Source organism: Hyphomicrobium facile (genome assembly GCF_900116175.1).
GTDB classification, from domain to species: Bacteria; Pseudomonadota; Alphaproteobacteria; order Rhizobiales; family Hyphomicrobiaceae; genus Hyphomicrobium_B; species Hyphomicrobium_B facile.
In genome coordinates, this window is the sequence record NZ_FPCH01000005.1 from 57,735 (window position 1) to 77,234 (window position 19,500).

Sequence of the window (19,500 nt, forward strand, 5' to 3'; positions counted from 1 at the left end):
GACGAGCTTAGACCGATATCCCCGCCTTGCGAAGATGCCCGATTACGCGCGCCTTCTTTTCGCTCGGCACACGGAGACGCAATTCGATGCTGCCATCCTTGCGCGCTTCCCTTGCGAGAACATCGCATGTCTCGTGAAGCCAATGGAGAAGCGCGCCATTGCTTCCCGGCAGGATCACGTCGAGAATTTCGTCGAAGGCGCCGAGGCGCTCATCGATCGTATGCAGCAACGGCGCCATGCCCTCGCCCGTCTGCGCCGAGACGAGCACGGGCGGGCGGGCGTTGCGGTGCACTTCGTGTTGCAGCTCCGCCCGACGCTCCGCAGGCAGAAGATCGATCTTGTTCCAGACTTCGAGAAGGTGACTATCCACGGGCAAGGTATCGATACCGAGATCGGCCAGCACCTTCTCGACGTCCTGCGCCTGCGCTTCGGTTTCTTCGTGTGCGATGTCGCGCACGTGAAGAATGAGATCGGCTTCAACGACTTCTTCGAGCGTCGCGCGGAAGGCGGCGACCAGCATGGTCGGGAGATCAGAGATGAAACCGACCGTGTCGGACAGGATGATCCGCCGGGCGCTGGGAAGCTTCACTTCGCGCATCGTGGGGTCGAGCGTCGCGAAAACCTGATCCATCGCGACGACGCCGGCGCCGGTGATTTTATTGAAGAGCGTCGACTTCCCCGCGTTCGTATAGCCAACGATCGCGACGATGGGATACGGGACTTTACGCCGTCCTTTGCGATGCAGATCACGCGTTTTTACAACGTCGGCCAAGTCGCGCTTGATCGCATCGATGCGGTCCTGGAGCATACGGCGATCGAGTTCGATCTGGGCTTCGCCGGGGCCGCCGAGAAAGCCGCCGCCGCCGCGCTGGCGTTCCAAATGGGTCCAGGCGCGAACGAGGCGGCCTTTTTGATAGGTCAAATGCGCGAGTTCGACCTGCAGCACGCCTTCGCGTGTTCTGGCGCGGGCGCCGAATATTTCGAGGATCAGTCCGGTGCGATCGAGAACTTTGGCGTTCCACGCCTTCTCGAGATTGCGCTGCTGCACCGGCGTGATGTTGTAATCGATGACGACGAGACCGATTTCGAGTTCCGCGACGAGATCCTTGATCTCTTCGACCTTGCCCGATCCGAGCAATGTCGACGGCCGGGGTTCGGAGACCGGCACGATCGTCGAGTCGATGATGTCGAGTTCGATGGCTCGGGCCAGGCCGACGGCTTCGGCCAGGCGATTTTCCGGCGTGTGTATCTGTGCGGAAGATTTGGCCGGCTGCGCGGTCTTGGGCTTCGGCTGCCGCTTCCATGCGGGCACGACAACGAGCGTTCGCGTCCTCGGCGCTCTCGTCTCCTTCGAGACACGCCGACGTTCGCGATTTCGTCCGCCTTCGCTCTTTTCGCCCTCGCCGTCTTTAGAGCGCGAGGTCAACCGGCTGGGCTTTCGTCCTGGTCGTTCAGATTGACTGGGCCGCCAGGCATGATCGTGGAGATTGCGTGCTTGTAGACCAGCTGGGAGTGACCATCGCGGCGCAGGAGAACGCAGAAATTATCAAACCAGCTGACGATGCCTTGGAGTTTCACGCCATTGATGAGGAAGATCGTTAGTGGCGTTTTGTTTTTGCGAACATAATTTAAAAATGTGTCCTGCAGATTCTGAGGTTTTTCAGCCGCCATTTTTTTTGTCCGTTTTTTATCTCGACGTCTTGTTCTAGCGTCTTCTCGTACTCGATCGGCGCTGTTGCGGTGGAAAGCAACGAAGAACCGATGCAGCGGTCACCAGGAAATGCGGTGATGATCGAAGCGAGCCGCACTCTACATCCATTGTTGCCTCGCACAATGCGGCAACGTTCGCACCTGCCTTATGCCGAAAATTCAGCAACCTGATGAAATCTCAATCGCAGCTGGCGGGCAAGCGGCCCCGGCCGCCCATCCCCAATTGCAGCTCCATCTATTTTAACAACCGGCATGACTATATTGGTTGCCGATGTCACAAATGCCTCGCGGGCTTTCAAGACTTCTTCCCGGGTAAAGGTCCGCTGTTCAATTTTTATTCCCTCCCCTTTCGCAACATCCATCACGGTCGCCCGGGTTACACCGGGCAGAATGTGATGGTCGAGCGGATGGGTGACGAGCGAACCGTTGGAGGCGACGATCCAGGCATTGCTGGAGGCGCCCTCGGTGACGTTGCCGGCGGCGTCCACGAACCAGGCCTCCCGGGCTCCGGCCCGGCGTGCTTCGTCCTTCGCCAGAACGGCGGGCAGCAGCATCACCGTTTTGATATCGCAGCGCGCCCACCGATTGTCCGGGGTGGTCTTCACACTGATACCCGTTTCGGCGAGTTCGGCCGCCCATCCCCGCCGCTGGGTGCGTGCGAGCACGACGAGCGTCGGCGGGGTTTCCGGAGACGGAAGTGCGAAGTCCCTCGGCCCAGCGCCGCGCGAGACTTGCATATAAACGATGCCGTCGCGGACGCGATTGCGGCGGATCACCTGATGAATGACGTGGCGCAGCGCGCTCTCCGACATCGGCGCGGGGATCGCAAGTTCACTCAACGACCGGGCGAGACGCGCGAGATGCCGGGGTGCATCGACCAGTCCGCCGTTGCGGACTTCGATGACCTCGTAGATGGCATCGGCGAATTGGAAGCCGCGGTCTTCGACATGAACGGCGGCCTGCGCATAGGGCCGGTAGCCGCCATTGACATAAACGATGCGTGTCAAGCGACCTCGCTCCTAGGACGCCGATCTCAGGTCGCCGCTGCGCTGCTCGGAGGAAACGCCGAGCGCGCGGAGCTTTCGATGCAATGCCGATCGCTCCATGCCGACGAATTCAGCGGTTCGCGAGATGTTGCCGCCGAACCGGTTGATCTGAGCCAGGAGGTATTCACGCTCGAAAATTTCCCGCGCCTCGCGGAGCGGAAGCGACATCAGGTGTTCGGCGCCGCCATTGACGGGCAACGGCACGTTGGAGCCGATTTCATCGGGCAGCATGTCGGCCGTGATCGCGGCGTTCGGCTCACCGCCTGCGAGGATCAAAAGACGTTCGACGTTGTTGCGCAGCTCGCGAACGTTACCCGGCCAATCGTGCGCCTGGAGCACCGCGATGGCGTCTTCACCGATCCTGCGGGGCGCGAGGCCCGACGTCTGGGCGACCTGGCCGATGAAATACTGGATGAGTTCGGGAATATCCTCCCGGCGTTCGGCGAGGCTCGGCACCCTGAGCGTCACGACGTTGAGGCGATGGTAGAGATCTTCCCGGAAGCGGCCCTCGCGGATGTCCTGCTCGAGGTCGCGCGAGGTCGATGAGATGATCCTGACATCGACCGAGACTTTTTGCGAGCCGCCGAGACGGAGGAACTTCTGTTCGACGAGCACGCGCAGGATCTTGCCCTGCGTTTCCATCGGCATGTCAGCGACTTCGTCGATGTAGAGCGTGCCGGTGTGCGCTTCTTCCAGAGCGCCGACTTTCCGGGGGCCGCCCGTTCGGTCCTCCGTTCCGAACAACTCGTCTTCGACGCGATCAGGCACCATGGCTGCCGCGTTGAGCACGACGAACGGTCCGTCGGCGCGCAGCGATTTTTGGTGGAGAACGCGGGCTGCGAGTTCCTTGCCAGTACCGGACGCGCCGCGCAGCATGATGCGGCTGTTCGTCGGGCCTGCTTTGTCGATGTTGTTCTTGAGCTGGTTGATCGCGGGTGACTTGCCGATCATGTCGGCGGAGACGACGGAGCGCTCCTTGAGCTCGCGCACTTCACGCTTCAGCTGAGATGCTTCGAGCGCGCGCAACGCGACGAGGATGAGGCGATCGGATTTGAACGGCTTCTCGATATAATCATAAGCGCCGCGCTTGATCGCGGTCACGGCGGTTTCGATGTTGCCGTGGCCCGAAATGATGACGACGGGGAGATCCGGATACGTCCGCTTCATCACCGTCAGGACTTCGAGCCCGTCGAGGCGGCTTCCCTGCAGCCAGATATCGAGGACGACGAGATGAGGCCTTCGGTCTTCGATCGCGCGCAGAGCTTCATCGCTATCGCGCGCAAGCCGGGTCCGGTGGCCCTCGTCCTGTAGGATGCCGGCGACCAGGTCCCGGATATCCGCCTCGTCATCAACGATCAATATATCAGCTGACATTGCTGCGCTCCTGGGGGGTTAAGCGTTTCATCTCATGCTCCGCCGGCGATGTGGGCAGCGGCGCGAATTTGATCTGTCGTCATCTCGCGGGATGGTCCGACTTTCACTGGCAATGTCAGCCGGACCAGAGCGCCGCGCGTTCTCGTATTGCTTACAGGAGCATCCTCAAGGGCCAGCGTGCCGCCGTGCTGCTCGACGACTTTCTGCACGATGGCGAGACCGAGGCCAGTGCCCTTGGCTCTTGTCGTAACATAGGGTTCCAAAAGCTTCGCACGGTTTTGTTTTGGCAGACCAATGCCGTTGTCGATGACTTCGATCGCGACGCGGTCAGTCAGGGATACCAGCCGCACCTCGATCTCGCCCTTATAGCCCGGCGGGCGGCCTTGTGCTTCGCCGTAGGATTCGATCGCCTCGGCCGCGTTCTTGATGAGATTGGTGACGGCCTGCGAGATGAGCCGCATGTCGAAATTCGCTGTGACCGGGCGATCCGGCAGGACGAGCTTGAAGTCTATGTCCTTGTGGCCTTCGCGGAAAAGGACGGCCGGTTCCTGCACGGCGAGTTTCAGATCCTGATCGGCCATGACGGGCTGCGGCATACGCGCGAACGATGCAAACTCGTCGACCATGCTTTTGATCTGACCGGTCTGGCGTTCGATCGTCTGCGTCAGCGTTTCGAACAGCTCGCGGTTCTCGCCAATCTGCGTCCCGAACTTCCGGCGCAGGCGCTCGGCTGAAAGTTGTATCGGCGTGAGAGGGTTTTTGATTTCGTGGGCGATGCGCCGCGCGACGTCCGCCCAGGCGCTCGTTCGCTGGGCCTGGACGAGTTCGGATATGTCATCGAACGTGACGACGGAACCGACGTCGCCCTCACCCTCTCTCTCGTGCGTGATCCGGACGGCGAACGTCCGCTCTTCGTCGCCGATCTGCTTTTGGATTTCGTACTGCTTGCTCTTCAGACCAGGCTCATCTGCGGAGGAAAGAATGCAAGCGAAGTCAGGAACGACGTCCTTCAGCGGTTTGCCGACGACTTCCGCGCTCGTGAAGCCGAGCAGGCGTTCGGCGGAGCGGCTGAGGAGCGTGATGCGGTCGGCGCTGTCGAGGCCGATGACGCCGGCGGATACGCCCGACAGGACGGCTTCGATGAAGTTCCGCCGTTCGGTCAATTGCGCATTGGTGGTGACCAGCGCGTCCTGCTGCTGCTTCAAATCGCGCGTCATCACGTTGAACGTATGCGAGAGGCGCCGCAGATCGCCTTCTCCCCGCTTCTCGGGCAGCGAGAATTCGAGATTGCCTTTCGACACTTCTTGCGCGCCTGCGATCAACCTTCGGATCGGCGCGACGAACCTGCCCGCAAACCACATGCCGACCCAGATTGCCGCTAGCAGAGACGTCATCGAGATCATGAAGTAGATGAGGCCGTGCGCGACCTTCAGGCCGCCTTTGGCTTGCCTCAGCCGCGTATACTCATAGACGTTCTGCTCGGTGCTCTGGAGATGACTGATCACCTTCGGACTGACGCCGCGGGCGACGTAGAGATAGCGCCCCGGCATGCTGTCGATCTTGGTGATCGCGGAAATCCGGTAATCGCTCGACGGTTTCGATAATGCGACCTGGCCGGATTCCGCCTGCTGAATTGCGGCGGGCGGCGGCACGACATACGGCAAATTCGGATCATCGAGCGCAAGGACGATCGGTACGCCTTCGCCGTCGATGATGTAGGCCGACGTCAGATCTCGGAGACCTGCCTGGCCGATGAGAAACTTCTGAAATGCGTCGGGGTCGTCCTTGAGTGTCGCGGCCTCGCCATTGATATCGCGGACCATGTTGACGATATCGGTCCGGATGATCTGGCTGTGCTCGTCGACGTAGGCTTTCGCGACGTCGTAGGAATTTTCGACGATGGCGCGCGTGCGCCCCGAGAACCAGCCGTCGAGCGAGCGGGAGAATGTCGTCGTCGCGGCGACGGCGAGCAGCACGGCCGGCAGTGCGGCCGTCAGCGTGAAGAGGGCGACGATGCGCGTGTGCAGCCGCGCTCCAGGAACCTTTTGCTTCCACGCGCGGCGAAGTCCGAGCGCTTGCCAGACAATGGTGCCGAACATCGCAACGAGGAGGACGGCATTCACCGCCAGCGCCGTCCAGACATATTCATTGCGCGGCGTTATCGCGGTTAAACCCGTCAGAATGAGATAGCTGACGAGCGCAGACATCAAAGAGAGCAGCACGACGCCGAGGCCGAACCAGAATGCGCGGTCGGACGGGTTCAGCGGTGTTGCCCCTTCCTCGACCAAAGCAGCAGCGGGCACCCTATCGCGCGGGGCGATCGTGTCGGCTTTGCCATCGCTGTTGCTGGCGCTCATCAGTTGTCGACCGATCCAACTATTGCTCTGAATTCGTTCCCAATTGACCGTCCGCCCATTACCGTGGACGGCATTTCCCGACGCGTTATTTCCGCGCCGGGCGAGCATGCAGCGACGATCACGCTACAGCTGCCCAGACCCAACAGCCTAACTGTGACATTTTCGCGACGGGTGTGGCGCAGATCAAGCGCCAAACGCGTGTTCGGTCAAGGCCTGTGAATAACTTTTTGGGATACGAACCGGATCATTAGCCTTCGACGGTGCGGAATACCCGGATATTGAGATCCCGAATGCGCGCCCGCAGCGTGTTGCGGTTGAGGCCGAGAAGCTCGGCGGCGCGAATTTGATTGCCGCGCGTGGCGGCCAGCGCCGCGCTGAGCAGCGGCTTCTCCACGTCGCGGATGACCCGGTCGTAAAGGCCCGGCGGCGGCAGATCGTTGCCGAACGAGGAAAAATACCGCGAGAGGTATCGCTCGACGGCTTCTCCGAGATCGCCGCCCTCGGCGCCACCTCCGGCCGGGGCCGAGATGGTGGAGCCGGCAAGCTCCTGCTCGACGATTTGAGCTGTCAGCACGTCCTGCGTGTAGAGGGCGACAAGGCGGCGGACGACGTTCTCCAGCTCACGAACGTTTCCAGGCCAAGGATGCGACTTGAGGCGTTCGATCGCGGCGCTCTCGATCGACTTCTGACCGAGGCCTTCGCGCGCGGCCTGTCTCAGGAAGTGGCGAACGAGATCGCCGATATCTTCGAGCCGCTCGCGAAGGGGTGGCAGGCGGATCGGCACGACATTCAGCCGGTAGAAAAGATCTTCGCGGAATAGACCCTGCTGGATCTGCGTTTTGAGATCGCGGTGCGTCGCCGCGATGATGCGCACGTTGGTCTTGATGGGCGTGCGTCCGCCGACGGTCGTGTATTCGCCCTGCTGCAGAACGCGCAGCAGCCGCGTCTGCGCTTCGAGCGGCATGTCGCCGATTTCGTCGAGGAAGAGCGTGCCGCCCTCGGCCTGCTCGAAGCGGCCGGGCGTGCGCGTCTGGGCGCCGGTGAAGGCTCCCTTTTCGTGCCCGAAGAGCTCACTCTCGATCAATTCCCGCGGGATCGCCGCCATGTTTATCGCGACGAAGGGGCCGTGCCGGCGCTTGCCGTAATCGTGCAGAACGCGCGCGACGAGTTCCTTGCCCGTGCCGCTCTCGCCGTTGATCATGACCGTCAGATCGCTCTGTGTCAGGCGGGCGAGCACGCGGTAGATGTCTTGCATCGGCAGCGAGCGGCCGATGAGCGGCAGTTCGTCCGACTCGCGTTCGGTGTTGACCGTCTGGCGCTTTCGCCCCGGCTCCGACAGCGCGCGCGAGACAACCGCCACGACCTCATTGAGATCGAAGGGCTTGGGGAGATATTCGAAGGCGCCCTTCTCGGCCGCCGTCAGCGCCGTCATCAGCGTGTTCTGCGCGCTCATGACGATGATCGGCAGGTCTGGCCGCAATTTCTTCATGCGCGGAATAAGATCGAACGCGTTCTCGTCCGGCATGACGACGTCCGTGATGACGACGTCGCCCTCGCCCTGGCTCACCCAGCGCCACAGCGTCGCCGCGTTGCCGGTCGCCCGAGGCGCGAAGCCTGCCCGTGCCAATGCCTGGTTCAACACCGTGCGAATGGCGGTGTCGTCGTCGGCGATAAGTATTGTGCCTCTGGCCATCAAGTCTCTCTCGTCGTCGGCACGGGAGCTGGCCGCGTGCGTTGCATGGGAAGCAGCACGCGGAAGATCGTGCGCTTAGGTTCACTTTCACATTCGATGATGCCGCCATGATCGGCGATGATCTTGGCGACCAGGGCGAGGCCGAGGCCGCTGCCGGACGTCTTCGTCGTGACGAACGGATCGAAGAGATGCGGTTTCAAATGATCCGGGATACCGCAACCGTTGTCTTCGATCTGGATCATCAGCGGGAGGCTGACACGGGTATCGGAGCCGGGAAGCGACAAGCGCACGCCCGGCCGGAACGCCGTCTGCATGATGATGCGGCCAGAGTCGGTTCTATCGCCGATGGCTTCCGCCGCATTCTTCAGAAGGTTGAGGAAGACCTGCACGAGCTTATCGCGATTGCCGAGAACGGGTGGGAGCGAGGGATCGTAATCCTCGACGTAACGGACGTTGCGGCCGAACCCGTGCTCCGCGATGCGTCGCACATGATTGAGAACGTCGTGAATGTTGACCGCATCCTTCGTGATCGGGCGCTCGTCACCGAACACCTCCATGCGATCGACGAGGTTGCGGATGCGATCGGTTTCGGAACAGATGAGCTGGGTCAGCGCGCGGTCTTCGTCGGACAGAGCGGGCTCCAGCAGCTGGGCTGCGCCGCGGATGCCGGACAAGGGATTTTTGATCTCGTGCGCCAAGACGCCGGCCATTCCCGACACGGACCGCGCGGCCGCGCGATGCGTCAACTGCCGCTCGATCATTTGCGCCATCGAGCGCTGCTGCAGCATCAGGAACATGTTGCGCGGCTCTTCCGGCAACGGGCCACCGTAAACATCGACGAGCTTTGCGCCGGAGAAGCGCGGCGTTGCGACCTCGATGCCGTATTCGTTGACCGTCGATGAGGTGGCCTGCACCTGCTCGATCAATCCCAGCAGCGGGCAGCCGAACGCGACGATGTCGGAAATCCGGCTTCTCGTCAGCGCGGACGCACTCATGGAGAAAAAGGATTCAGCCGCCGCGTTTGCGAAAACGATGGTTTGATCGTCGGCGATGACGAGGATCGGGTGCGGCAGCGCACTCAATAGATCCTCGCAATCGACCACTCCGGCAGGAGGCGGCGCCGAGTGACGATCAGATTTGCGTACCGATGCCGACTTGCTACTCATGCTGCGCGGAACTCCGTACAAGAATAAAAAGTCTTGAGGCCGTCGAGCACGCGCTCGGGTTCAAGCATCGTGCAGAGCTTGGCGCGCCACGACTTGACGACAGCTTCGCTGGCGCCGCTCGTCGCCAAGTACCAGCCGACGTGCTTGCGGGCGTTGCGCAGGCCGAGCTCCCTGCCGTAATGGCCGAGCATCGCTTCAACATGCTCGATGGCAATGTTAGCCTGATCGTCGAGCGCCGGATTGCCCGCATCGCGGCCGGTCGCCAGGAAGCTTGCGATCCGCCCCGGCATCCAAGGTGCGCCGTAGGCCCCACGTCCAACCATGACCCCCCTCGCCCCGGATGCTTGCAGCGCCTCTGCGGCATGGGCCGGCGAAAGGATGTCTCCATTGACGAGGACGGGAAGCGAGGTCGCTTCGACGACGGGACGCACGGCCGACCAATCGGCAGCGCCCGTGAAGAACTGACATCTCGTGCGGCCGTGCACCGTGATCAGCTTGACGCCTTCCGCCTCCGCACGCTTGGCAAGTTCAGGGGCGTTGCGGGTCTTGTCGTCCCAGCCGAGCCGCATCTTCAGCGTCACCGGAACCTTCACGGCATTGATGACCGCTTTGATCAAGGCCTGGGCGTGGTCGAGATTGCGCATGAGCGCCGAGCCCGAGAGCTTGCCCGTCACCTCTTTGGCCGGGCAGCCCATATTAATGTCGATGATGTTCGCGCCCTTCGCTTCGGCGATACGGGCCCCCTCGGCCATCCACCGCTCTTCGCGGCCGGCGAGTTGTACGACAAACGGGGTCAAATCCCGTCCCTCGACGCGGCGCAGGACGTCAAAACGCGATTTGACCAATTCCTCGCTCGCGACCATCTCGGAAACGACGAGGCTCGCTCCAAGGCGATGAGCAAGGCGCCGGAAGGGCAGATCGCTCACCCCCGACATGGGTGCCAGAACTGCGGGCGGCGCGCCGTTTACGATGTCTTCTAGCATATGGTCGAAACCAGCTTTCACCGTTCTGCCTATTCCATGTGCAGATTGCAGATGTGCCGCGAGTTTGGGCAGCCTATGCGCCGTCCGTCAATTTCGCAAGGGTGAACAAGACGTTTCGGAATTGCCGATTTGACGCGGCTGAGCATCTGGCGACTATGAAATTGGCAGTTCCGGTTTCACGGCGGCCGTTCCAGTGGGCAACAGGGTGTTGCGAAAGCTTGCGCCAGGGGGCACGGAAGGCCTGGGCTTTCAACCATAGAGCATTTCCAGGGAGATCGTATCTTGCGCATTGCCGCTTTGATTGTCGCGGCCGGTCGGGGAACGCGCGCCGCTTCGGGCCAAAGCTCCGGAGGTCTGGGCTCCAGCGGTTTGGGCGCTGGGCCGAAGCAGTATGCGGCTATCGGTGGGAGAACGGTCCTCACCCGTGCGATCGACGCCTTCGCGCGCCATCCCGAGATCACCGAGATCAAGGTCGTCATCCATGCTGACGATGGCGAGTTGTACGAGCGGGCCACGGCGGGATTTGGCTTCGGCAAGCTCGCCCCAGTCGCCATTGGCGGCCCAAGCCGGCAAGCCTCCGTCTTGCGCGGTCTCGAGGCTTTGGCTGACACTGCTCCCGACGTCGTCTTGATCCACGACGCCGCGAGGCCGTTCGTTTCATCGAAAACGATCTCGAACGTCATTGCGGCGCTTCGCGATCGGCCCGCGGCCTTGGCAGCGCTGCCGGTCACCGACACCCTGAAGCGGACTTCCGGCGAGAGCGTCGTAACGGAGACTGTCGCCCGCGCCGGTCTATGGCGCGCACAGACACCCCAAGGTTTTCAATTCGGGCCTATCATTGCCGCCCACCGTGAGGCGGCGAAGAAGAACTTGGACACGTTCACCGACGATGCCGCGATCGCCGAATGGGCCGGTCTCGAGGTGGCCGTCGTCGAAGATTCAACCGGCAATATCAAAATCACAACGGCAGAGGATATCGAATTGGCAGACCGGCAGATGACTAGCGCACTCGAACCGCGCACCGGCACGGGCTTCGACGTTCACCGCTTCTGCGAAGGCGACCACGTTTGGCTCGGCGGCGTGAAAATTCCGCACACGCACAAACTCGAGGGGCACTCCGACGCCGACGTCGTGCTGCACGCGCTGACGGACGCTCTACTTGGCGCGATCGGAGACGGCGATATCGGTCAGCACTTCCCGCCGTCCGATCCGAAATGGAAAGGGGCTGCGTCGCGGCTGTTTTTGGAGGATGCCGTTCGTCGCGTTCGCGAGACCGGCGGCCGGATCGGCAACGTCGACATTACCGTGCTTGCCGAAGCTCCGCGCATCGGCCCGCACCGGCCGGCGATGCAGAACTTGATCGGCGAGGTTTTAGATCTTCCGCCGAACCGCGTCGGCATCAAAGCAACGACGATGGAATGCATGGGTTTCGTCGGCCGCCGCGAAGGCATTGCCGCAATGGCATCGGCGATGGTCTTTGTTCCGGCTGACGACGCCAAATGAGCGAGGCACCTAATCCCGCTGCCGACGACATCGCGACGAATAGCCGGCTGCGCGTGACGGTACGGAATGTTGCGGCACTCAATCTCGGATATTTCGGGATCGAGTTTGCCGTGGCCGTCGCGATCGGCTCCGTCTCGCTCTTTGCGGACAGCGTCGATTTCCTCGAGGATGGCGCGATCAATCTGCTCATCCTCGCTGGCTTGGGTTTCAGCGCCGCTCGCCGAGCCAAGCTCGGAATGCTCCTTGCAGTGATTATTCTCGTTCCGGGTCTCGCGACGCTCTGGACGGCTTGGCAGAACTTTGCAGACGTCCGCGTTCCGGCCGCCGTCCCGCTCAGTCTCACCGGACTTGGAGCGCTCGCCGTCAATTCCGTCTGCGCGTGGCTGCTCGCGCCATTTCGAGCGGGAGGCGGCAGCTTGACCAAAGCGGCGTTCTTGTCGGCGCGCAATGATGTGGCGGCGAATATCGCGATCGTGTTCGCCGGGCTTTTGACTGCGGGAACGGCTTCCCGCTGGCCGGATCTGATCGTTGGGCTCGGCATCGCGGCACTGAACGCCGGAGCTGCCATCGAAATCTATCAGGCCGCCCGCGATGAACACGTTTCGGCCAAACCGTGATTACCGGTTTGCGTGCTCCCAACAATTCGCCTCGCCAACGAAATCGATGCTGCTTTGCAACGGCATTCTTCGTTGACCCTCAAGGCAGAATCGCGGCATCAAATGGTTAAGTGGTTGTATTGCCACGACCCACGAAAGTGCTCATACGGGAGCCGATATGAACATCATGCCCCAAAATCTAGAACGCAAGCCTGTCGACGACGCCATCAGTACAATAGCTGAGGCACAATCGGAGATGTGCTTAGCGACCCGTGTGCGTCAGCTTTCGCGGATCGTCACGAGGGTTTACGACGATGCCTTGCGCCCACTCGGCATCACCGCGAGCCAATATACGTTGCTTGCCCAGCTAGCGTCTCGTGACGGAATCACGGCCGTCGAGATCGGACACGAACTCGACATTGAAAAGTCGACTCTCTCTCGCAATTTGAAGCGACTCTTGGCACTTGGCCATATCATCATGGATCCTCCCGCCGGACGGCGGGGACGCGGCCTGCACCTTACGCCCAAAGGTCAGGCGGTTCTGAAGGATGCCTACCCGATCTGGCAAGAAGCCCAGAAGCGTGCTGTCGGGGCCATGGGTTCCGATAGCCGGTCCGTCCTCGATAGCCTGCTTCTACACGCTGAGGTCTTAGCCGCGGCTTGATCAGCCAAGCCGTTTGCACATTCTTCTCTCTCTAGATAGCTTTGTCGGGGAGTGCTTCATCTGAAGCGCTCCCCTCCTTCTTTTGGGAGCAATGGCGAGGCTTCCCGCGTGTTTCCACCTGACGTACTCGATGACGCGAGTCGGCTCATTGCCGCTCTCAGAGCCAAGCGCCGGCTGCTGGCGACGGCTGAGAGCTGCACGGGCGGCCTCGTTGCAAGTGCGATTACGGCTATTGCCGGTTCGTCGGACGTGTTTTTCGGTGGGTTCGTCACGTACGCCGACGATGCGAAGTCCGGCATGATCGGAGTCGATAGCGGGCTCATCCAGCGCCATGGCGCCGTCAGCGAGGCCGTTGCCCATGCCATGGCGGACGGCGTCGTACGGACGACGGGCGTGGATCTGGCCGTTTCCATCACGGGCATCGCCGGGCCCGGCGGGGGCAGCCCTCACAAGCCCGTCGGGCTGGTTTACATCGGAATCGCTTCCGTGTTCGACGCTCCGCTCGTTGAACGCCATATGTTCGGTGAGGTTGGGAGGGACGAGGTGCGCCTCGCGAGCCTCCGGGCGGCCCTCAGGATGCTTTTAGAGGCGGCTGCATGAGGCGGGGAACATTTCGGGCATTGAATGGCGCCGCCGTGCGCGCGTTCCTCCTGGCGGCCACAGGCACGCTGGAATTCGCGCTCGCATTTGGGCCGGCGTTCGCGGCTGATATGTCGGCACGGGACGTCTCGCTCCTGGTGTTTCGGGCCGCTCCCGGAAGCCACCCTTCCCTCAATCATCGGGATCTGACGCGGCTCGACCTTTCGGGCCTCGACTTCAAGCAGGCCGACCTCAGCCAATCCAATCTCTTCGGCGCCGATCTTTCGGGCGCAAACCTTTCGGGGTCCGATCTCTCCGGCGCGATACTGGACCGCGTCACTCTCGTCGGTGCGAAGCTCGACGGCGCTCGCCTCGACAATGCGAGCCTGATGCGCCCGTCGTCGTTTTCAACGCTCGCCCCTCTTCTAGCTGAAGCGCCGAGCCTCAAGGGCGCTTCGATGCGCGGCGCGCGGTTTTTTGGAACCTTCGCGGGCTCGAATCTTGCCGGCGCCGACCTCACCGATTCCCATTGTGCACCCACGTACACCACGGGCTTCATCGAGCACATTTGGCGGACCGACTTCACGAGCGCGAACCTCGTTGGGGCTATTCTCACGCGCGCCGACATGGGCCGGGCGCAACTGAGTTTTGCGCGGCTTCAAGGCGCCGACATGCGCGACGTCATCCTGCGAGGCGCTGACCTTTCCGGCGCCGATCTGACGAACGCCGATTTGTCGGGGGCTGATTTGACGGACGCTGACCTGACCGATGCGGATGTTCGCGGCGCCAATCTCTCGGGCACCAAACTTCGCAATGCCAAAGGATTGGATCGGCTCAGGGGTTTGGCGCTCGCCAAAAACTCGGACAAGAGCGTCCGCTAGTTTTCGCCGTCAGGTTTCCGCCGTCTTGGGCGCAGCGCCGTAGACCTGAGAGGCTCGTTCCTCGAAGGCGTGGGTAAAGCGCCGGAATGCCTGATCGAACATCGCGCCCATGAGCGCGCCGAGCAGTTTCGAGCGAAATTCGTAGTCGATGAAAAAGTCGACCATCGAGCCCGATGGATCGTCCAAAAATTTCCAACGATTTTCGAGGTGCCTGAACGGGCCATCGAGGTAGCTGACATCGATATGCCGGTCGGACCTATCGATCACGACGCGCGTCGTGAAGCTTTCGGCAATCGATTTGTAGCCGATGCTCATGCGGGCGGTCAGTTCCTCGCCCGCAGCGGTTTGCTGGCGGGACAGGACCGTCAAGCCGGTGCAGAGCGGAAGGAAGTCGGGATATTTTTCGATGTCGGCGACGAGAGCAAACATTTGCTCGGCCGAAAAGCGGACGTGGCGCTGGGTGGAGAAAGATGGCATGGCGCCGGTCTTATGGCACGGGTCGGCTCTCGGCGGAAAGCATATGCTTCAAGCAGCCGCACCGCTGCGCGGCGCCCATTGCGCCTTGCTCTATCAGGCGATGACATCAGGCGATCAGATTAGGCGATCAGGCGGGCGAGCAGCACGATCACGATCGCGCCGATGGCGGCGGTGACGACCTCCGACACGAAGGCGTTTCCGATGCCGAGATTGATGCCCAGCGCCCTGAAGAGATAGCCGCCGACGAAGGCGCCGATGATGCCGGTGATCAGGTACCGGATCAGGCCGTCGCCACCGACCACGAGAGACGCCAGAAAGCCGGCGATGATCCCGATAATAGCGAAGACCACCAGATCGCGCGTTTGACTGTCCATGTTAGCTCCGAAGGCTTCACACTCCGAAACAGCGGCAACTGAACCGCAATTTTCGGTTCGTCACAGTGGAGTCAAAACTGGAGGCTCAAACGTGGCAGCGAGCACCCAGATACTGGTTGAGCAGGTCGTTGTACTTGTCGACGTCGGCGCGTTGGGCGGGCGTAAGTTTGCCGCCGCCGCTGGCGCGTTCGACTTGAGCGGGAACGCCCTTGGAATCCAGTCGATTGAGCTCACCGCGAATCGAACCGCACGATTCGCCCGCAGGAAGTGGCCTTGCTCCCGGATCGCCGCCGGTCGTTCCTGCGGCACCACCGCATCCCTGCAGCGCGCAGCCAAGAGCGATTACAAGACCAACCGCTAAACTACCCCGCATCATCAGTCCCACTCAGCTTGAAGTTACGAAGAGGTTTCCGAGGAAGGCCCTTCTCACGTCGCAGAGATCACAGCCAGGGAGCCTTCGCAATCCCCCGTGGCCTTCCTGTGGCACTGATGCAGCAACAGAAATTTCAAAATAGCGGTTTTCCACACGCCGAAAAAGCGTGCGCGCCATCATCGCTTCAATGCTCGGGATCAGGTCAGTTCGCGGCAGGAGTCGTTGCAGCCGCGGCGGGTTTTGCCGGCTGTTGCGATGCGACCTGGTTGGGAACGCCCGTGCCACAGCGTGTCTGATACTCGCCGTAGGCCTTGTTGAGCTCGGCCTGCTTCTGGAGAGCTGTGCGCTTCACAGAAACCTTGTCGCCTTTTCCGTCGGCCGCTTTCTCGAGTCTCTCGATTGTGCCGTCACCCTTCAAGGTCGTGATCTGACTTGCGAGCGAGGTGCAGACAGGATCGGCTTTTGCCGCTGTCTTCTCCGTAGGCGTTACCGAAGCGGTAGAAAGATCAAAACCCGAGTTCGCGCATCCGCACGTGAGCGCCGCCGCAGCGATCACAAAACCGATTTTGCCAATATGAACTTTTCTCATTGAAACCCCCAGAGAGTTGCCACCCACAACTCAACGCGCACATACCAATTGTTAGCGATCCGTGAGGACGCGGCGCAAGGAGGGGAACCCCCGTCATCCCCGGCCAATGCGGCCCGAAGGTCCGAAAGTGTGGAGATCAAATATCTGGCGCAAATGGGCAACAGAGCGGGCCGGACGCCCGCTTATCACGGTGCGTCTTACGTTCGCCACGCCCGGAGGCCGGCGCGTCGCGCGCTAGTGGGTAACGCGCTTACGGCTTTTGCCGAAGGCAGCCAATTCGTTCTTCGGGAAAGCCTCGTCGAAGCCTTTACGGACGGCCGCGATCAAGCGCTGTTCGCCTGATTCCCCGTTCGCGGAAGCGGACCGCGCGACGTGGTGCCCAATCTGCGCGAGCAATCTGCCCCATTCTTCCAATCGCGGGCCGAACGCTTCGCCGTTGAGGGTTACGACGAGTGCGCCGTCCGCCACCCAAGCTCTGATAAGTTCGACGGCCTGCTCGGCCTCCGGCACTTCTTCCGGAATATCGAGTTCGAGGAGGACGTCGGAATCCTGCAGGTCTGACATTTCATGGACTCCCCTCGATGCACCAAACGCATCTCTGACGTAGCCACTCTCGGCCTGGTGCTCAAGCGGCGATTATTCCACGGGAGCACTCATTTGGAGCTGCGAGATGCCAAGGCGTAGTAATCAACTACGGTGCTTATTGGGCGGGGATGATTTTGTCGTCGGCGCGCACATAGCCGAGCATGTCGCGTGCGGTCTCTTCCACGATATCGGCGTTCGGGATTTCGGGAGACAGCAGCGCCACGTCATGGCGGAGTTTCGTGCGCACGCTCTCAAGGCCTTTGATCTCGAAATCGAGAAGCGCCGAGCGCTCGACGAGCCCTGCCCGCACCTCGAGGCCGTGCCGTCCATATCGAATGTGGTAGGCGAAATAGCTCGTCAGCGCGATACAGGCCAAAGTAATCGCAAGCTGCTCCATGAGCCGCCCGGCTCCATTCGGCCTGTTCGTTGAGGGGCTCAAGTAACGCAAGCGGCGGTCCCGGAGAAGTGAGGGCGAGATCGACGGTATATGAGGCGGGCCATTAAGAGCGGGTAAACCCGGTGTCCAGCAACGGACAGCTGACCGACGGACATCTCAGAAGTTAGCGCTGATGGGCAACATCGTGCGAAGGAGCGAGGCCAGACGGCCGCATCATCTCTAGAAGCGGTGTTTCACCGATCCGTGGATCATCAGGTCTTTCTGATCATCGGAATTCTGGGAATCGGGAAGATTGGGGGCTTTGTTATTGTCCTCGGCGGCGCCGTACAAAAGATCGAGGCCAAAGTCCATTTTCGGCAACGTACCGATTTTGCCGAGACCGGGAATTCTGATTTCGGTGCCCTCGGTCCTCGGAGGAGTTGCAGAATCTTGCTCTTGGGCCTTCGGGGCATCAGGCACGGACATGCCGCCCGGGATCGCCCCGCGCTGCTCTTCCATTGAGAACACATTGGTGCTCGCCGCAGCGGCCAATGCCGCCAGCATGCCAGTCACCATAATCAATCGTCTCACGTCTACCCCGCAATGCTTCGAAAGCACGCACATGTCGTAGTGTTGCGCGGTAGATAGCAGAACTTCAATGGCATTAGCCCATCCTTAACTGGACAGAGGACGTTTCTTATCGTCGCTGTTGTAGCATAGCCATGTTGCCGGGACGACACACGTTTCCAGAGGCTCGCGCCGGCTGCTGGTCACGCGGTTCGCTTTGCGAATCCTCAACAAAAAGGGGCTGCCCGAAGGCAGCCCCAATACTCTGACGCAGACGGGAATAAGCGATCAGAATTTAAGCATTGCGCCCATGATGACCATGTCGAAGGCGTCAAGCTTCACTGTGTCCGCGGAGGCGTTGGTGATATCGCCGTCTGCGTGGCGATAGATCACGTAGAGATCCATTGCTGCAGGTTCGATGTTCTGAACGACGCCAGCGCCCACGAAGTCGAGGCTGCTGTTGTGCACGTAGTCGCCAAGGAAGTTCTTGTCGAGGTTCGAGCCGCCGTCATCGTGACGGTATTCACCGAACACCGTGGTCTTGCCGAGCGGAAGCCACTTCTGCTCGATACCGCCCTGGATGAACCACATCGTGTCCGTGGCTTTAGCACCGGAGACTTTAGCTTCGGTCTTGTCGTGGTTCTGCGCAAAGCCGCCATAAGCATACAGGCCCGTGGGGACGTGCATGATCGTGCCGGCGGCGCCGAACAGTTCGCAATCCTGACCGTTGAGCTTCGAGCAAGCCGAGATGGTTTCGTCGGAGTTCTGGCCGTAGCCAACCTTGCCGAGGAGTTTGAAGTCGCCGAGCGTGTTGGCGTAGGTCAACGCCATGGCCCAGATATCGTCTTCACCCCACGATGCCGTCACGGTGAAGCCGGCGATCGTCGGCGAGTCGTAACGCACGATGTTTCTGCGGCCGTCCTGGCCGTCCGTGCCGTTGTTCACGCCGCGAAGGACGTCGCTCCAGCGCAGGTTGTTGACGAAAGCGCCGCCGCTGCGGAGGAAGAACGCGCCCTGTGCAACAGCTGCTCCCTCGGCATCGGAGAAGCTGCGCGTGTTCGTGCCGTCGGCATCATCCAGGATGTGATACATCGCGGTGCCTTCGAGACCAACGGTGACTTTGCCGTAGTCTTTGCTCTTCAGCCACCAGTTGCTCTTGCGGACCGTCAGCTGGTTGTCGTTGCTGCCGGTGCCGGGCGTGGTTTGATCCCACTTGTTGGAGGCGTGGCCCACGATACCGATTTCGAGCGTGTAACCTGCGGAGTAACCGGGAGCGATCTGAGCTTCGCCGGTGAACTTGACGCGCGACTGCTCGAGCGAGTTGGTGCCGACATAGGTATTGCGTTCGGTGCCGTCATCCCACATGAACACGGCTTCGTTGACCCAACCCGAAACCGTGAGCGAAACCTTGCGGTTACCCTTGCGGGCCGTCGTGGCTTCGAGTTCGGCTACGCGCTCTTCGAGATCGGCGCAGCAATCGCCGCCCAGATCGGCCGCTTGAGCCGGTGTAAATCCAATGGCCAACCCGAAGGCTGCAACTAACGCCATACGGCTACTAGACAATTTGAATACCGACTTCATCGGTGCCCCTCTGTTTACAGACCCCA

General features: G+C 61.3%; 21 protein-coding genes. 5 read left to right on the forward strand and 16 right to left on the reverse strand.

The window, feature by feature from the left end; translation table 11 throughout:
• Positions 1-7: 7 nt before the first annotated feature.
• The 8 genes from hflX to dusB all read right to left on the reverse strand — a co-directional run bounded on the left by hflX (position 8) and on the right by dusB (position 10,329).
• Entirely contained in the window at positions 8-1,312 is a 1,305-nt protein-coding gene (hflX, locus tag BM399_RS19800) for a GTPase HflX (protein ID WP_177228232.1), read from the reverse strand.
• Positions 1,313-1,422: 110 nt separating this feature from the next.
• Complete coding sequence (hfq, locus tag BM399_RS19805) at positions 1,423-1,671, reverse strand: RNA chaperone Hfq (protein WP_092869530.1); 249 nt, start codon at positions 1,669-1,671, stop codon at positions 1,423-1,425.
• Between the two features lie 185 nt (positions 1,672-1,856).
• On the reverse strand, positions 1,857-2,717 hold the full coding sequence (locus BM399_RS19810) for a D-amino-acid transaminase (RefSeq protein ID WP_092869531.1): 861 nt from the start codon (positions 2,715-2,717) through the stop codon (positions 1,857-1,859).
• A gap of 12 nt (positions 2,718-2,729) precedes the next feature.
• Positions 2,730-4,130: a nitrogen assimilation response regulator NtrX gene (gene ntrX / locus BM399_RS19815; protein WP_092869532.1), complete on the reverse strand. Its 1,401-nt coding sequence runs from the start codon at positions 4,128-4,130 to the stop codon at positions 2,730-2,732.
• Positions 4,131-4,162: 32 nt separating this feature from the next.
• A complete protein-coding gene (locus BM399_RS19820; protein WP_177228227.1) occupies positions 4,163-6,487 on the reverse strand; it encodes a sensor histidine kinase NtrY-like in 2,325 nt (774 codons plus the stop codon).
• A gap of 247 nt (positions 6,488-6,734) precedes the next feature.
• The gene (gene ntrC / locus BM399_RS19825) at positions 6,735-8,180 is read right to left on the reverse strand and encodes a nitrogen regulation protein NR(I) (RefSeq protein WP_092869534.1); all 1,446 of its coding nucleotides are present in this window, start codon (positions 8,178-8,180) and stop codon (positions 6,735-6,737) included.
• Positions 8,180-9,346 carry a two-component system sensor histidine kinase NtrB gene (locus BM399_RS19830; protein ID WP_092869535.1) on the reverse strand — a complete coding sequence of 389 codons (1,167 nt, stop codon included), beginning with the start codon at positions 9,344-9,346 and terminating at the stop codon, positions 8,180-8,182. Before BM399_RS19830 ends, ntrC begins: the two co-directional genes overlap by 1 nt.
• Positions 9,343-10,329: a tRNA dihydrouridine synthase DusB gene (gene dusB / locus BM399_RS19835; protein WP_092869712.1), complete on the reverse strand. Its 987-nt coding sequence runs from the start codon at positions 10,327-10,329 to the stop codon at positions 9,343-9,345. Before dusB ends, BM399_RS19830 begins: the two co-directional genes overlap by 4 nt.
• Before the next feature lie 282 nt (positions 10,330-10,611).
• Between dusB and BM399_RS19840 the strand changes: the two genes are divergently transcribed.
• From BM399_RS19840 to BM399_RS19860, 5 genes are all read left to right on the forward strand, one after another.
• Positions 10,612-11,832, forward strand: a complete 1,221-nt coding sequence (locus BM399_RS19840) for a bifunctional 2-C-methyl-D-erythritol 4-phosphate cytidylyltransferase/2-C-methyl-D-erythritol 2,4-cyclodiphosphate synthase (RefSeq protein ID WP_092869536.1) — start codon at positions 10,612-10,614, stop codon at positions 11,830-11,832.
• The gene (locus BM399_RS19845) at positions 11,829-12,449 is read left to right on the forward strand and encodes a cation efflux transmembrane domain-containing protein (protein ID WP_143117879.1); all 621 of its coding nucleotides are present in this window, start codon (positions 11,829-11,831) and stop codon (positions 12,447-12,449) included. The genes BM399_RS19840 and BM399_RS19845 overlap by 4 nt, the downstream gene beginning before the upstream one ends.
• A gap of 166 nt (positions 12,450-12,615) precedes the next feature.
• Positions 12,616-13,092, forward strand: coding sequence for a MarR family winged helix-turn-helix transcriptional regulator (locus BM399_RS19850; RefSeq protein ID WP_244531399.1), 477 nt, complete (start codon positions 12,616-12,618; stop codon positions 13,090-13,092).
• 108 nt (positions 13,093-13,200) lie between these two features.
• A complete protein-coding gene (locus BM399_RS19855; RefSeq protein ID WP_092869538.1) occupies positions 13,201-13,692 on the forward strand; it encodes a CinA family protein in 492 nt (163 codons plus the stop codon).
• Positions 13,689-14,552 carry a pentapeptide repeat-containing protein gene (locus BM399_RS19860; RefSeq protein WP_092869539.1) on the forward strand — a complete coding sequence of 288 codons (864 nt, stop codon included), beginning with the start codon at positions 13,689-13,691 and terminating at the stop codon, positions 14,550-14,552. The genes BM399_RS19855 and BM399_RS19860 overlap by 4 nt, the downstream gene beginning before the upstream one ends.
• Positions 14,553-14,561: 9 nt before the next feature.
• Here BM399_RS19860 and BM399_RS19865 read toward each other — a convergent pair whose 3' ends face one another.
• From BM399_RS19865 to BM399_RS19900, 8 genes are all read right to left on the reverse strand, one after another.
• A complete protein-coding gene (locus tag BM399_RS19865; protein WP_092869540.1) occupies positions 14,562-15,029 on the reverse strand; it encodes a type II toxin-antitoxin system RatA family toxin in 468 nt (155 codons plus the stop codon).
• Between the two features lie 119 nt (positions 15,030-15,148).
• The gene (locus BM399_RS19870) at positions 15,149-15,403 is read right to left on the reverse strand and encodes a GlsB/YeaQ/YmgE family stress response membrane protein (protein ID WP_092869541.1); all 255 of its coding nucleotides are present in this window, start codon (positions 15,401-15,403) and stop codon (positions 15,149-15,151) included.
• A gap of 85 nt (positions 15,404-15,488) precedes the next feature.
• A complete protein-coding gene (locus BM399_RS19875) occupies positions 15,489-15,779 on the reverse strand; it encodes a hypothetical protein (protein WP_244531400.1) in 291 nt (96 codons plus the stop codon).
• A gap of 199 nt (positions 15,780-15,978) precedes the next feature.
• Positions 15,979-16,365, reverse strand: a complete 387-nt coding sequence (locus tag BM399_RS19880) for a hypothetical protein (protein ID WP_092869542.1) — start codon at positions 16,363-16,365, stop codon at positions 15,979-15,981.
• A 234-nt stretch (positions 16,366-16,599) separates the two neighbouring features.
• A complete protein-coding gene (locus tag BM399_RS19885; RefSeq protein WP_092869543.1) occupies positions 16,600-16,929 on the reverse strand; it encodes a DUF5076 domain-containing protein in 330 nt (109 codons plus the stop codon).
• A gap of 136 nt (positions 16,930-17,065) precedes the next feature.
• Positions 17,066-17,347: an FtsB family cell division protein gene (locus tag BM399_RS19890; protein WP_092869544.1), complete on the reverse strand. Its 282-nt coding sequence runs from the start codon at positions 17,345-17,347 to the stop codon at positions 17,066-17,068.
• Positions 17,348-17,566: 219 nt separating this feature from the next.
• Complete coding sequence (locus BM399_RS19895) at positions 17,567-17,917, reverse strand: hypothetical protein (protein WP_244531401.1); 351 nt, start codon at positions 17,915-17,917, stop codon at positions 17,567-17,569.
• Between the two features lie 264 nt (positions 17,918-18,181).
• Complete coding sequence (locus tag BM399_RS19900; protein WP_244531402.1) at positions 18,182-19,456, reverse strand: porin; 1,275 nt, start codon at positions 19,454-19,456, stop codon at positions 18,182-18,184.
• Positions 19,457-19,500 lie beyond the last annotated feature (44 nt).

Coding starts and splice junctions, on each gene's coding strand:
- BM399_RS19870 (WP_092869541.1), bottom strand. CDS start 15,403: ATGGACAGTCAAACGCGCGATCTGGTGGTCTTCGCTATTATCGGGATC.
- ntrC (WP_092869534.1), bottom strand. CDS start 8,180: ATGGCCAGAGGCACAATACTTATCGCCGACGACGACACCGCCATTCGC.
- dusB (WP_092869712.1), bottom strand. CDS start 10,329: ATGCTAGAAGACATCGTAAACGGCGCGCCGCCCGCAGTTCTGGCACCC.
- BM399_RS19830 (WP_092869535.1), bottom strand. CDS start 9,346: ATGAGTAGCAAGTCGGCATCGGTACGCAAATCTGATCGTCACTCGGCG.
- BM399_RS19850 (WP_244531399.1), top strand. CDS start 12,616: ATGCCCCAAAATCTAGAACGCAAGCCTGTCGACGACGCCATCAGTACA.
- BM399_RS19880 (WP_092869542.1), bottom strand. CDS start 16,365: ATGAGAAAAGTTCATATTGGCAAAATCGGTTTTGTGATCGCTGCGGCG.
- BM399_RS19885 (WP_092869543.1), bottom strand. CDS start 16,929: ATGTCAGACCTGCAGGATTCCGACGTCCTCCTCGAACTCGATATTCCG.
- BM399_RS19865 (WP_092869540.1), bottom strand. CDS start 15,029: ATGCCATCTTTCTCCACCCAGCGCCACGTCCGCTTTTCGGCCGAGCAA.
- BM399_RS19890 (WP_092869544.1), bottom strand. CDS start 17,347: ATGGAGCAGCTTGCGATTACTTTGGCCTGTATCGCGCTGACGAGCTAT.
- BM399_RS19820 (WP_177228227.1), bottom strand. CDS start 6,487: ATGAGCGCCAGCAACAGCGATGGCAAAGCCGACACGATCGCCCCGCGC.
- BM399_RS19860 (WP_092869539.1), top strand. CDS start 13,689: ATGAGGCGGGGAACATTTCGGGCATTGAATGGCGCCGCCGTGCGCGCG.
- hfq (WP_092869530.1), bottom strand. CDS start 1,671: ATGGCGGCTGAAAAACCTCAGAATCTGCAGGACACATTTTTAAATTAT.
- BM399_RS19845 (WP_143117879.1), top strand. CDS start 11,829: ATGAGCGAGGCACCTAATCCCGCTGCCGACGACATCGCGACGAATAGC.
- BM399_RS19875 (WP_244531400.1), bottom strand. CDS start 15,779: ATGATGCGGGGTAGTTTAGCGGTTGGTCTTGTAATCGCTCTTGGCTGC.
- ntrX (WP_092869532.1), bottom strand. CDS start 4,130: ATGTCAGCTGATATATTGATCGTTGATGACGAGGCGGATATCCGGGAC.